Annotated in this window: 9 protein-coding genes and 4 tRNA genes; all 13 read left to right on the top strand. The window is 51.7% G+C overall.

The annotated features are described in order from the left end of the window. Window positions 1-29: 29 nt before the first annotated feature. The 13 genes from A7P97_RS00555 (at window position 30) to rpoC (ending at window position 13,825) form a co-directional block, all read left to right on the top strand. Window positions 30-113: transfer RNA gene (locus A7P97_RS00555), tRNA-Tyr, on the top strand. Between the two features lie 31 nt (window positions 114-144). After that, window positions 145-218: transfer RNA gene (locus A7P97_RS00550), tRNA-Gly, on the top strand. Window positions 219-231: 13 nt separating this feature from the next. Continuing rightward, window positions 232-306 (top strand) — tRNA-Thr (locus tag A7P97_RS00545). A gap of 38 nt (window positions 307-344) precedes the next feature. Then, complete coding sequence (gene tuf, locus A7P97_RS00540) at window positions 345-1,529, top strand: elongation factor Tu (protein ID WP_067596288.1); 1,185 nt, start codon at window positions 345-347, stop codon at window positions 1,527-1,529. Window positions 1,530-1,536: 7 nt separating this feature from the next. Continuing rightward, window positions 1,537-1,612 (top strand) — tRNA-Trp (locus tag A7P97_RS00535). A 79-nt stretch (window positions 1,613-1,691) separates the two neighbouring features. Beyond that, on the top strand, window positions 1,692-2,135 hold the full coding sequence (secE, locus tag A7P97_RS00530; RefSeq protein ID WP_082887549.1) for a preprotein translocase subunit SecE: 444 nt from the start codon (window positions 1,692-1,694) through the stop codon (window positions 2,133-2,135). A gap of 21 nt (window positions 2,136-2,156) precedes the next feature. After that, window positions 2,157-2,699, top strand: a complete 543-nt coding sequence (gene nusG, locus A7P97_RS00525; RefSeq protein WP_067529891.1) for a transcription termination/antitermination protein NusG — start codon at window positions 2,157-2,159, stop codon at window positions 2,697-2,699. Between the two features lie 97 nt (window positions 2,700-2,796). Beyond that, on the top strand, window positions 2,797-3,228 hold the full coding sequence (gene rplK / locus A7P97_RS00520) for a 50S ribosomal protein L11 (protein ID WP_035573849.1): 432 nt from the start codon (window positions 2,797-2,799) through the stop codon (window positions 3,226-3,228). After that, complete coding sequence (gene rplA, locus A7P97_RS00515; protein WP_067529890.1) at window positions 3,228-3,923, top strand: 50S ribosomal protein L1; 696 nt, start codon at window positions 3,228-3,230, stop codon at window positions 3,921-3,923. Before rplK ends, rplA begins: the two co-directional genes overlap by 1 nt. Window positions 3,924-4,156: 233 nt before the next feature. Beyond that, on the top strand, window positions 4,157-4,660 hold the full coding sequence (gene rplJ / locus A7P97_RS00510; protein ID WP_067529889.1) for a 50S ribosomal protein L10: 504 nt from the start codon (window positions 4,157-4,159) through the stop codon (window positions 4,658-4,660). A 47-nt stretch (window positions 4,661-4,707) separates the two neighbouring features. Next, window positions 4,708-5,079, top strand: a complete 372-nt coding sequence (gene rplL, locus A7P97_RS00505; protein ID WP_067529888.1) for a 50S ribosomal protein L7/L12 — start codon at window positions 4,708-4,710, stop codon at window positions 5,077-5,079. A 194-nt stretch (window positions 5,080-5,273) separates the two neighbouring features. Then, a complete protein-coding gene (gene rpoB / locus A7P97_RS00500; RefSeq protein ID WP_067529887.1) occupies window positions 5,274-9,455 on the top strand; it encodes a DNA-directed RNA polymerase subunit beta in 4,182 nt (1,393 codons plus the stop codon). 194 nt (window positions 9,456-9,649) lie between these two features. Beyond that, window positions 9,650-13,825 carry a DNA-directed RNA polymerase subunit beta' gene (gene rpoC / locus A7P97_RS00495; protein WP_067529886.1) on the top strand — a complete coding sequence of 1,392 codons (4,176 nt, stop codon included), beginning with the start codon at window positions 9,650-9,652 and terminating at the stop codon, window positions 13,823-13,825. Window positions 13,826-14,001: the final 176 nt, after the last annotated feature.

Raw genomic sequence — 14,001 nt, 5'->3', positions numbered from 1 at the left:
GGGAAACCGCTATATTGATTCTCTCTTTTGGTGGGATTCCCGAGCGGTCAAAGGGGGCAGACTGTAAATCTGTTGCGAGAGCTTCGAAGGTTCGAATCCTTCTCCCACCACCAATTATTATTGCTATTGCTTGGGGCATTAAGGGCGGGTGTAGCTCAATGGTAGAGCAGAAGCCTTCCAAGCTTACAGTGAGGGTTCGATTCCCTTCGCCCGCTCCAATAAATTTTTAAAGCCCATGTAGCTCAGGGGTAGAGCACTCCCTTGGTAAGGGAGAGGTCGGCAGTTCAAATCTGCCCATGGGCACCACCTCATTTTTTACTTGTTTAACTACATAGGAAATTGCCATGGCTAAGGAAAAATTCGAACGTAGCAAACCGCACGTAAACGTTGGTACCATTGGTCACGTTGACCATGGTAAGACCACACTGACAGCAGCATTGACCACCATTTTGGCCGAAAAATTCGGTGGTCAGGCCAAGGCTTATGACCAGATTGACAACGCCCCGGAAGAAAAAGCCCGCGGTATTACCATTAACACTGCTCACGTAGAATATGAAACCGAGACCCGTCACTATGCTCACGTAGATTGTCCTGGTCACGCCGACTATGTAAAAAACATGATTACCGGTGCTGCCCAGATGGACGGCGCTATCCTGGTGGTGTCCGCTGCCGATGGTCCCATGCCGCAGACCCGCGAACACATCCTGCTTGCCCGTCAGGTAGGCGTACCCTACATTCTCGTATTTATGAACAAATGCGATATGGTAGATGATGCCGAACTGCTCGAACTGGTTGAGATGGAAGTCCGCGATCTGCTCTCCAGCTATGATTTCCCCGGCGACGACTGCCCGATCGTACAAGGTTCCGCCCTCAAAGCCCTCGAGGGCGATGCTGGCTACAAAGAAAAAATCTTCGAACTGGCCGCCGCCCTAGATAGCTACATCCCCACTCCCCAGCGCGCCGTAGACAAACCTTTCCTGTTGCCGATTGAAGACGTATTCTCTATCTCTGGTCGCGGTACCGTGGTAACCGGTCGTGTAGAGCGCGGTATTATCAAGGTGGGTGAAGAGATCGAAATCGTTGGTCTGAAACCCACCCAGCAAACTACCTGTACCGGTGTGGAAATGTTCCGTAAGTTGTTGGACGAAGGCCGGGCAGGCGATAACGTAGGAGTACTGCTGCGTGGTACCAAACGCGAAGAAGTGGAGCGCGGGCAAGTGTTGGCCAAACCCGGCACTATTACCCCGCATACCAAATTCAAAGCCGAAGTATATGTGCTGAGCAAAGAAGAAGGAGGTCGTCACACCCCGTTCTTTGCCAACTACCGCCCCCAATTCTACTTCCGTACCACTGACGTAACCGGTGCCGTAGAGCTGGAGCCTGGTGTGGAAATGGTCATGCCCGGTGAGAACGTAACAATCATCGTAGAGTTGATTGCTCCGATTGCTATGGAAGAAGGCCTGCGCTTTGCAATTCGCGAAGGTGGTCGTACGGTAGGTGCCGGTGTGGTGGCTTCCGTGATTGCTTAAAGGGTAGAGGCCAGTAGCTCAATTGGTAGAGTATCGGTCTCCAAAACCGAGGGTTGGGGGTTCGAGACCCTCCTGGCCTGCCAAAAGAAAGACTAACCGGCCAACCGGTTAGTCTTTTGTTTTATATTAAATAGAAAAATATGAAATTTAGGGTGGTTGCAAATGAGTGATCGTAAGCAGAAGGTAAAAGAGATGGCGGTAGCCTCGCTGAAACAGTCTCGCCAAGAGTTGCGTGATCGAAGGCGGGGTGTTCAGCGAAAGACTGGAAGAGAAAATGTCGCTAAATTATGTTTGGCAGCCGCCTTAGTTGCCGGGGGGGCGATTGGCTTTTCATTTTTGTCCCAACAGCCGCTGTATGTGCGAGGCGTTATTTTAGGAGTTCCGTTGTTGCTGTCTGGATTAATTGTTCTCTTTTGGTGTGATGCCAGTCCTAGTTTAATTCGATATATCAAAGATTCTGTTGTAGAAATTAAGAAAGTTGTTTGGCCGCCTAAAAATGAGGCTTGGCGGAATACATTTTTTGTTTTAGTGTTCACGGCTGTGCTGACTTTATTCTTGTGGCTGGTAGATTCTTTTTTAGTGTGGTTATTTACGCAAAGTACGTAATTTGCAGGGGGTGTCGAGAAAATGGCTAAAGATTGGTATGTTATCCAAGCATATTCTGGATTTGAAAAGAATGTTCAGAAAACTTTAAAGGAGCGGATTGCGAGAGAGGGGATGGAGGGGCTTTTTGGTCAGATTCTGGTGCCAGTTGAGGAAGTTGTTGGTATTAAGAATGGCCGGAAGACGGTTAGTGAGCGTAAATTTTTTCCAGGTTATGTGTTAATAGAGATGGAAATGACGGATGAGTCATGGCACTTGGTTAAGAGTACGCCCAGGGTTAATGGGTTTATTGGAGGTACGGCTAATAGGCCCTTGCCAATTTCTCAGCGAGAAGTTGATGCGATCATGTCCCAAGTGTCGGATGTTGCTGGTTCTGAGAAAAGGCCTAGGCCGCGAGTTGAGTTTGTGGTGGGACAGCAGATTAGGGTAAGTGAAGGCCCATTTTCTGATTTTAACGGGTTGGTTGATGTTGTGGATTATGAACGTAATAAGTTGCGAGTTCTGGTTCAAATTTTTGGGCGAGAAACACCCGTTGAGTTAGATTTTAGTCAGGTGGAGAAAATTTAGCCTGATTGCTTGGCAATAAGCAAGATTTTATTTATAATGCACGGCTTATCTTGGGGAGCAGAATTTCTGCGTATTACCCGTTATTTAGGAGCTAAATGTGGCAAAGAAAATTGTAGGTTATATCAAGTTGCAGATTCCTGCAGGGAAGGCTAATCCTTCTCCTCCAGTTGGTCCGGCACTGGGCCAGCGTGGTTTAAATATTATGGAATTTTGTAAGGCATTTAATGCGGCTACACAAAATGTGGAGCCTGGGTTGCCTATTCCTGTAGTAATTACTGCGTTTGCGGATAAGTCTTTTACGTTTGTAATGAAGACTCCTCCGGCCAGTATTTTGCTGAAGAAGGCTGCTGGTTTGCAGAAAGGTAGTTCAAATCCGCTGACCAGTAAGGTGGGTAAAGTTACCCGTGCTCAGTTGGAAGAAATTGCCAAGACTAAAGAGCCTGATTTGACTGCAGCTGATTTGGATGCAGCAGTTCGTACTATCGCTGGTTCTGCCCGTTCCATGGGCTTGGATGTGGAGGGTGTGTAATGGCTAAGTTATCTAAACGTTTCCAAGGTTTACGCTCTTCTATTGACTCAAATGTACATTACTCAATTGATGAAGCAATTGAGTTGGTAAAGAAGACTGCTACAGCCAAATTTGATGAGTCTGTTGATGTTGCTATCAATTTGGGCGTGGATTCGCGTAAATCTGATCAAGTAATCCGTGGGTCTGTTGTGTTGCCCAAAGGTACTGGTAAGACTGTTCATGTGGCAGTATTTACTCAAGGTGCCAATGTTGAGGCAGCAAAAGAAGCGGGGGCTGATGTGGTTGGGTTTGAGGATCTGGCCGCAGAAGTAAAAGCAGGAAATTTAGATTTTGATGTTGTTATTGCCTCTCCTGATGCGATGCGTATCGTTGGTCAGTTAGGTACTATCTTGGGGCCGCGCGGTTTAATGCCAAATCCGAAGGTGGGCACGGTTACGCCAAATGTGGCAGAGGCTGTGCGTAATGCAAAAGCTGGTCAGGTTCAGTATCGCACTGATAAGGCTGGTGTGGTGCATGCCACAATTGGTCGTGCTTCTTTTGCGGCGGCTGATTTGCGCGAAAACTTTAATACTTTGTTGGATGCGGTAGTAAAGGCGAAGCCCGCTGCTACCAAAGGCCAATATCTGAAGAAAATCGCATTATCTAGCACTATGGGACCTGGTGTCCGTGTAGATGTTGGTAGCGTGTCTAGTTAAAAGAAATTTTCAGGTAGCCTTTGCGGGTTGCTGAGGCTACCTGAAATATGGACTGCTTATGCTTGATTGTAAGTAGAGTCCAAGACCGTAGGGATCGTAAGATTTAATATTTTACCCTACGTAGACGGTGGTCCTGAGATTATGAGCAAGCAATTGCTTGCAAAATGTCTTTTCAGGTTGCCGAACTGGTGGATGTCATTAGACATTCTTTGATAAACAGTAGGAGGTAGACCTTGAGTCTTAGTATTGAAACTAAAAAAGCAGTTGTGGAAGAGATTGTTGCCGGTATCGGCAATGCTCAGACCATGGTGCTTGCCGAATACCGCGGTATCAGCGTTGCTAGCATGACCGAATTGCGTGCCAATGCACGTAAGGAAGGTGTGTACTTGCGTGTTTTGAAAAACACGTTGGCTCGTCGTGCGGTAGAAGGCACCCCTTTTGCAGGGTTAGCCGAACATATGGTTGGCCCGTTGGTATATGCAGCATCTGAAGATGCTGTAGCTGCTGCAAAAGTGTTGCACCAATTCTCTGAAAAAGATGAGAAGCTGATCATTAAAGCAGGCTCTTATGACGGTGCGGTGATGGATGCCGCTCAGGTGGGTCAGCTGGCTGCAATTCCGAGTCGTGAAGAATTGCTGTCCAAATTGCTGTTCCTCATGCAGGCTCCATTGTCTGGCATGGCTCGCGGCTTGGCTGCTCTGGCTGAGAAAAAAGCTGCTGAAGAAGCATCTGCTTAACCATTATTTATATTTTACTTATTCATTAAATTTAGGAGTTTGATAGCATGGCTATTACTAAAGAAGACATTTTGGAAGCAATTGGCGGTTTGACTGTAATGGAGTTGAACGACTTGGTAAAAGAATTTGAAACCAAGTTTGGCGTTTCTGCCGCTGCCGTTGCTATTGCTGCTGGCTCTGGTGCTGCTGGTGGTGAAGCTGAAGCTAAGTCTGAGGTAGACGTAATTTTGGCTGCTGCTGGTGATCAGAAAGTAGGCGTGATTAAAGTGGTTCGTGCCATTACTGGCTTGGGCTTGAAAGAAGCCAAAGATATGGTTGACGGTGCTCCGAAAACCATCAAAGAAGGCGTTACTCCTGCTGAAGCTGAAGAAATCAAGAAACAGCTGGAAGAAGCTGGTGCCAAAGTGGAAATCAAATAAGTATTTTCTTGCTAACAGGCTGGCAGGTTTCTGCCAGCCTTGTTTTGCTTGGAGATTGGGAATAAATAATAATTTGCATATATTTACCGTATACCGCCACTCAAATGGCAAATATATGCAAATTTCAGGTGGCGGCGGATATTGCTGCTGTTCAAGTTGGAGTCAACCTTTCTCATTATCTGGAGTGTTCAACAATGAGTTATTCAGTTACCGAAAAAAAGCGTATCCGAAAGAGTTTTGCCAAACGCGATAGCGTGTTGGAAGTGCCGTATTTGTTGGCTACCCAGCTGGGGTCTTACCACAAATTTCTCCAGCAGGAAACTGCTTTCGATAAGCGCTTGGATGAAGGCTTGCAGGCCGCATTTAATTCTATTTTCCCGATTGTGAGCCACAATGGATATTCTCGGTTGGAATTTACTCATTACATCTTAGGTGAACCTTTATTTGATATTGCTGAATGCCAACTGCGTGGCATTACTTATGCCGCCCCTTTACGAGCCCGAATTCGCTTGGTGATTTTAGATAAAGAATCTTCCAAGCCTAATGTGGTGAAAGAAGTGCGCGAGAATGAAGTTTATATGGGCGAAATCCCGCTGATGACTCCTTATGGTTCATTCATTATTAACGGCACTGAGCGTGTCATTGTGTCTCAGCTGCACCGCTCTCCGGGCGTGTTTTTCGAGCATGACCGGGGTAAAACCCATTCTTCAGGCAAGCTGCTGTTTTCTGCCCGCATCATCCCCTATCGCGGCTCATGGCTAGATTTGGAGTTTGACCCGAAAGACTTGCTCTATTTCCGTATCGACCGCCGTCGCAAAATGCCAGTAACCATTTTGCTGAAAGCATTGGGATACAGCGCTGAGCAGATCTTGGATACCTTCTATGACAAAGAAACATTTTACCTAAGCAAAGATGGTGTGGAGACCGAGCTGGTTTTGTCGCGTTTAAAGGGTGAAACCGTGAAAACCGATATTTACGATGCGGACGGCAAGGTGCTGGTTGCCGCGGGCAAGCGAGTTACCGCCAAAGGGTTGCGTGATATTGAGAAAGCTGGCTTGAAGCGCTTACGGGTGGATGCCGAGGCTTTGATCGGCAAAATGCTGGCTAAAGACGTTATCGTACCCGATACCGGTGAAATTCTGGCACCAGCCAATAGCGAAATTACCGAAGAATTGCTGGCACAGTTGGAAATTCAGGGTGTGAGTGAAATCCAAACCTTATATATCAGCGAGTTGGGGTATGGAGGCTATATTTCCTCTACGTTGCAAATAGATGAAACTACTGACCAAATGGCCGCACGTATTGCCATTTACCGCATGATGCGCCCTGGCGAACCGCCCACCGAAGAAGCAGTAGAAATGCTGTTTGATCGCCTGTTCTTTAATGAGGCCAGCTATGACCTGTCGCGCGTTGGCCGCATGAAATTCAATACCCGCACCTATGAGCAAAAACTGTCTGAAGACCAGCAGCGGTCTTGGTATGGCCGTCTGTTAAACGAAACCCTGGCCGGTGCAGCTGAAAAAGGCGGGTTTATTCTTAGCACGGAAGACATTGTTGCCTCCATTGCCACGCTGGTTGAGTTGCGCAACGGCCATGGCGAAGTGGATGATATCGACCACCTGGGTAACCGCCGCGTGCGTTCCGTGGGCGAATTGACCGAAAACCAGTTCCGCTCCGGTTTAGCCCGTGTAGAACGTGCGGTAAAAGAGCGCCTGAATCAGGCGGAGGCCGACAACCTGATGCCGACCGATTTGATCAACGCCAAACCGGTATCGGCTGCGATTAAAGAATTTTTCGGCTCCAGCCAACTATCACAGTTTATGGATCAGACCAATCCGCTGTCGGAAGTAACCCATAAACGCCGTGTATCTGCACTCGGCCCGGGCGGCCTGACCCGTGAACGTGCTGGGTTCGAAGTGCGCGACGTACACCCGACCCACTATGGCCGCGTGTGCCCGATTGAAACGCCTGAAGGCCCGAACATCGGCTTGATTAACTCATTATCGGTTTATGCCCGCACCAACGATTACGGCTTCTTGGAAACTCCGTACCGCCGCGTGGTGGATGGTAAAGTTACCGATGAAATCGACTATCTGTCTGCCATCGAAGAAGGCCGTTATGTGATTGCGCAGGCCAACGCCGAAGTGGATAAGAAAGGCTACCTGAAAGGCGATTTGATTACCTGCCGCGAAAAAGGCGAAACCATCATGGCCAGCGCCGACCGCGTGCAGTATATGGACGTAGCCACCGGCCAAGTGGTATCCGTTGCCGCCTCGCTGATTCCCTTCTTGGAGCACGATGACGCCAACCGCGCCTTGATGGGTGCCAACATGCAACGTCAGGCCGTGCCCTGCCTGCGTGCCGAAAAACCGTTGGTCGGCACCGGCATCGAGCGCTCCGTGGCTGTGGACTCTGCCACCGCTATCGTGGCCCGCCGCGGCGGCGTGGTGGAATACGTGGATGCCAACCGTATCGTGGTCCGCGTACACGACGAAGAAACCGTAGCGGGCGAAGTGGGTGTGGATATCTACAACCTGGTGAAATTCACCCGCTCCAACCAATCCACCAACATTAACCAGCGCCCGGCAGTGAAAGCCGGCGATGTGTTGCAGCGCGGCGATTTGATTGCCGACGGCGCTTCTACCGACTTGGGCGAACTTGCGCTTGGCCAGAACATGACCATCGCCTTCATGCCTTGGAACGGCTACAACTACGAAGACTCGATTTTGATTTCCGAGAAAGTGGCTGCCGCCGACCGCTACACCTCCATCCACATCGAAGAGCTCAATGTGGTGGCGCGTGACACCAAGCTGGGTGCGGAAGAAATCACCCGCGATATTCCCAACCTGTCTGAACGCATGCAAAACCGTTTGGACGAAAGCGGCATCGTATATATCGGCGCCGAAGTGGAAGCAGGCGACGTATTGGTGGGCAAAGTAACGCCCAAAGGCGAAACCCAGCTCACGCCGGAGGAAAAACTGCTGCGCGCCATCTTTGGTGAAAAAGCCTCCGACGTGAAAGATACCTCGCTGCGCATGCCCACCGGCATGAGCGGCACGGTAATCGACGTACAAGTGTTCACCCGCGAAGGCATCCAGCGCGACAAACGTGCCCAATCCATTATTGATGCCGAGTTGAAACGCTACCGCCTGGATTTGAACGACCAACTGCGTATTTTCGACAACGATGCCTTCGACCGTATCGAGCGCATGATTGTCGGCCAAAAAGCCAATGGCGGCCCGATGAAACTGGGCAAAGGCAAAGAAATTACTGCCGAATACCTGGCTTCCCTGCCGAGCAAGCACGACTGGTTCGACATCCGTCTGTCAGACGAAGAGCTGGCCAAACAGCTTGAATTGATTAAGCTCAGCCTGCAGCAGAAACGCGAAGAGGCCGACGAGCAATACGAAATTAAGAAGAAAAAAATGACCCAGGGCGACGAGCTGCCGCCCGGTGTGCAGAAAATGGTCAAAGTGTTCATCGCCATCAAACGCCGCCTGCAAGCCGGTGACAAAATGGCCGGCCGCCACGGTAACAAAGGCGTGGTATCGCGCATTCTGCCGGTGGAAGACATGCCCTACATGGCCGACGGCCGCACCGTAGATATCGTGCTCAATCCGCTGGGCGTACCTTCGCGTATGAACATCGGCCAGATTCTGGAAGTGCATTTGGGCTGGGCCGCCAAAGGTATCGGCCAGCGCATTGAGAAAATGCTGGCCGAACAGCGCAAAGTGAAAGAAATCCGCTCCTTCCTGGAAAAACTCTATAACGGCAGCGGTAAAAAAGAGAACCTGAAATCGCTCAGCGACGAAGAAATCCTCACTTTGGCCGAAAACCTCAAGGGCGGTGCCACGTTTGCCTCGCCGGTGTTCGACGGTGCCAAAGAGCAGGAAATCTACGACATGCTCGAATTGGCCTACCCGAGCGACGACCCCGAAGTGCAGAAACTGGGCTTCAACGACACCAAGACCCAAATCACCCTGTACGACGGCCGTTCCGGCGAACCGTTCGACCGCAAGGTAACCGTGGGTGTGATGCACTATCTGAAGCTGCACCACTTGGTGGACGAAAAAATGCACGCCCGTTCAACCGGTCCGTACTCGCTCGTTACCCAGCAGCCGCTCGGCGGTAAAGCCCAGTTCGGTGGCCAGCGTTTCGGTGAGATGGAGGTGTGGGCTCTGGAAGCCTATGGCGCCGCCTACACGCTGCAGGAAATGCTGACCGTGAAATCGGACGACGTAACCGGCCGTACGAAGATGTACGAAAACATCGTCAAAGGCGAACACAAAATCGAAGCCGGCATGCCCGAATCGTTTAACGTGTTGGTAAAAGAAATCCGTTCGCTGGGCTTGGATATCGATATGGAGCGGTATTAAACGGGGCTTTTCAGGTAGCCTCTGAGGCTACCTGAAAATAGAAACGGCCATTGTGCCGGCGCAATATATCCGCCGAGCCGCCGTTTGCCGCCGGGCAAGAATCCGGCCAAGCCACCCGCCCATATTTTTCAGGTAGCCTCAAAGGCTGTCTGAAGTAGAGTGAGCAAAATACAAAATCCTGATTGGGAGCAAAAATGAATCTGTCGAACCTGTTTAACCCCCTGCAAGCTGCCGGCATGGAAGAAGAATTCGATGCCATCAAAATCGGCATTGCCTCGCCCGAAACCATCCGCTCTTGGTCTTACGGTGAAGTGAAGAAGCCGGAAACCATCAACTACCGTACCTTCAAACCCGAGCGCGACGGCCTATTCTGCGCCAAAATCTTCGGCCCGGTAAAAGACTACGAATGCTTGTGTGGAAAATATAAGCGATTGAAGTTCAAAGGTGTAACCTGCGAAAAATGCGGTGTGGAAGTTACCCTTTCTAAAGTGCGTCGCGAGCGCATGGGGCATATTGAGCTGGCTGCACCTGTTGCCCATATTTGGTTCTTGAAATCACTGCCTTCCCGCCTCGGCATGGTATTGGACATGACCCTGCGCGATATTGAGCGTGTGCTGTATTTCGAAGCCTTTGTGGTAACCGACCCCGGCATGACCTCGCTGCAACGCCGCCAGCTGCTGACTGAAGAAGACTACTACGTCAAGCTGGATGAATACGGCGAAGACTTCGATGCCAAAATGGGTGCCGAAGGCATTCGTGAACTGTTGCGCTCATTGGATGTGCCGGCCGAAATCGAAATCCTGCGGCAGGAATTGGAAAGCACCAGCTCCGAAACTAAAATCAAGAAGCTGGCTAAACGACTGAAAGTGCTGGAAGTCTTTCAGCGCAATGGTATGAAGCTGGAGTGGATGATTATGGACGTGTTGCCCGTGCTGCCGCCTGATTTGCGTCCGTTGGTGCCATTGGATGGCGGGCGTTTTGCCACTTCCGATTTGAATGACCTCTATCGCCGCGTCATCAACCGCAACAACCGCCTCAAACGCCTGCTGGAGCTGCATGCGCCCGACATCATCGTGCGCAACGAAAAACGCATGCTGCAGGAAGCGGTGGACAGCCTGTTGGATAATGGCCGTCGCGGCAAGGCCATGACCGGCGCCAACAAACGCCCGCTCAAATCGCTGGCTGACATGATTAAAGGCAAAGGCGGCCGCTTCCGCCAAAACCTGTTGGGCAAACGCGTAGACTACTCCGGCCGTTCTGTGATTACCGTCGGCCCCTACCTGCGCCTGCACCAGTGCGGCCTGCCCAAACGCATGGCCTTGGAGCTATTCAAACCGTTCATCTTCCACAAACTGGAAGTGCGCGGCGAGGCGGCTACCGTGAAAGCTGCCAAAAAACTGGTGGAGCAGGAAGTGCCGGTGGTGTGGGATATTTTGGACGAAGTCATCCGTGAGCACCCGATTATGCTCAACCGTGCCCCGACTCTGCACCGCTTGGGAATTCAGGCTTTTGAGCCAATTTTGATTGAAGGCAAGGCTATCCAGCTGCATCCCTTGGTGTGCGCCGCGTTCAACGCTGACTTCGATGGCGACCAAATGGCCGTACACGTTCCCTTGAGCCTGGAAGCACAAATGGAAGCCCGCACTCTGATGCTGGCCTCCAACAACGTGCTCTCGCCCGCTAATGGTGAGCCGATTATCGTGCCGTCTCAAGATATTGTGTTGGGTCTATACTACATGACTCGCGACAAAATCAATGGTAAAGGCGAAGGTAGCCTGTTTTCCGACGTGAAAGAAGTGCACCGCGCTTACTACACCAAGCAGGTGGAATTGGGCACCAAAATCACCGTGCGCCTGCAGGAATGGGTGAAAGACGACCAAGACGAGTTCGAGCCGATTACCAAGCGCTATGAAACCACAGTCGGCCGTGCCCTGCTTTCCGAAATTCTGCCCAAAGGCCTGCCGTTTGAATACATCAACAAGGCGTTGAAGAAAAAAGAAATCTCGCGCCTGATTAATGCCTCGTTCCGCCTGTGTGGCCTACGCGATACGGTGATTTTTGCCGACCACCTGATGTATACCGGTTTCAGCTTTGCAGCCAAAGGTGGCATCTCCATCTGCGTGGATGATATGGAGGTACCGAAAGAGAAAGTCAAACTCTTGGCCGAAGCCAACGCCGAAGTGAAGGAAATCGAAGATCAATACCGCCAAGGTTTGGTTACCAATGGCGAGCGCTACAACAAAGTGGTGGATATTTGGGGCCGTGCCGGCGATAAAATTGCCAAGGCGATGATGGATAATCTTTCCAAACAGAAAGTGATCGACCGCAAAGGCAAAGAAGTGGACCAGGAGTCGTTCAACTCCATCTACATGATGGCCGACTCTGGTGCACGTGGTTCTGCCGCCCAGATTAAACAGCTTTCCGGTATGCGTGGTCTGATGGCCAAGCCTGACGGTTCGATTATCGAAACCCCGATTACCTCAAACTTCCGCGAAGGCCTCACCGTATTGCAATACTTTATTGCTACTCACGGTGCACGCAAAGGTTTGGCCGATACTGCGCTGAAAACCGCCAACTCAGGTTACCTAACCCGCCGCTTGGTGGACGTGACCCAAGACTTGGTGGTAGTGGAAGACGATTGTGGTACCAACGACGGCTTCGTGATGAAAGCTGTGGTACAGGGCGGCGATGTGATTGAAGCCCTGCGCGACCGCATTTTGGGCCGCGTAACTGCACAAGACGTGGTGGATCCCTCCAGTAGCGCCACCTTGGTGGAGGCCGGAACCCTACTCAACGAGCAGCTGGTAGATTTAATCGACCGTTCCGGCGTGGACGAAGTGAAAGTCCGCACCCCGATTACTTGTAAGACCCGCTATGGTTTGTGTGCCAAGTGCTACGGCCGAGACTTGGCGCGCGGCAAGCTGGTGAACACCGGCGAAGCCGTGGGCGTGATTGCCGCCCAATCCATCGGTGAGCCCGGCACACAGTTGACTATGCGTACCTTCCACATTGGTGGTGCCGCCTCCCGTGCTGCCGCCGCCAGCCAGGTGGAAGCTAAATCCAACGGCACTGCCCGCTTCAGCAGCCAGATGCGCTATGTAGCCAACAACAAAGGCGAGTTGGTGGTCATCGGCCGCTCGTGTGAGTTAGTGATTCACGACGAAGTAGGTCGCGAGCGCGAACGCCACAAAGTGCCCTACGGCGCCACTTTGCTGGTGCAGGACGGCTCTGCGGTTAAAGCCGGCCAAACCCTAGCCACTTGGGATCCGCACACTCGCCCGATGATTACCGAATACGCCGGCCGTGTACGCTTTGAAAACGTGGAAGAAGGCGTAACCGTTACCCGTCAAACTGACGAAATCACCGGCCTCTCCACTTTGGTGGTGATCGATGGTAAACGCCGCACCAGCACCAGCAAGCTGCTGCGCCCCACCGTGAAACTGTTGGATGGGAACGGCGAAGAGGTAACTATGCCCGGCACTGAAACTCCTGTTTCCATGGCCTTTCCCGTGGGTGCGGTGATTACCGTGCGCGAAGATCAGGAAGTGGGCAAGGGCGACGTACTGGCGCGTATCCCGCAGGCCTCTTCCAAAACCCGCGACATTACTGGTGGCCTGCCACGTGTGGCCGAGCTGTTTGAAGCCCGCGTGCCCAAAGATGCCGGCATGCTGGCCGAAGTAACCGGCACGGTGTCTTTCGGTAAAGAAACCAAAGGCAAACAGCGCCTGGTGATTACTGATTTGGAGGGTGCGGCACACGAAACTCTGATTTCCAAAGAGAAACAGATTCTGGTGCACGACGGCCAAGTGGTGAATCGCGGCGAGATTATCGTGGACGGCTCGGTTGACCCGCACGACATTCTGCGCCTGCAAGGCATCGAAGCGCTGGCACGCTACATCGTGCAGGAAGTGCAAGAAGTATACCGCCTGCAAGGTGTGCGCATTTCCGATAAGCACATCGAAGTGATCATCCGCCAGATGCTGCGCCGCGTGAACATTGCCGACGCCGGCGAAACCGGTTTCATCACCGGCGAGCAGGTGGAGCGCGGCGATGTGATGCAGGCCAACGAACGCGCCGTTGCCGAAGGCAAAGAACCGGCACGCTTCGACAATATCCTGCTGGGTATCACCAAGGCTTCGCTCTCTACCGACAGCTTCATTTCCGCGGCTTCCTTCCAGGAAACCACCCGCGTGCTCACCGAAGCCGCCATCATGGGCAAAAAAGACGACCTGCGCGGTCTGAAGGAAAACGTTATTGTCGGCCGCCTGATTCCGGCCGGTACCGGCCTCACTTACCACCGCAGCCGCCGTGCGCAGTGGCAGGCGCATCACGAGGCGCAAGTGAACGAGCAGGTGGATGAAGCCGAATAAGGCTACCTGAAAAGCAAAAGGCTGAAACCGTAATAAGCGGTTTCAGCCTTTTTCGTGGTCGGATGGCTTGGCTGGCTGATGGGGGTTAGGTTTTCAGGTAGCCTGTTATAGCTGGGGCAATTATTGATTCATACCAGGCAGCGAGCCGCAGACAGCGCAGCCAGTACGGTAAAGTG

It is taken from the genome of Eikenella sp. NML070372 (assembly GCF_001648415.1).
GTDB lineage: Bacteria > Pseudomonadota > Gammaproteobacteria > Burkholderiales > Neisseriaceae > Eikenella > Eikenella exigua.
This window is presented reverse-complemented; position numbering and strand designations above follow the sequence as displayed.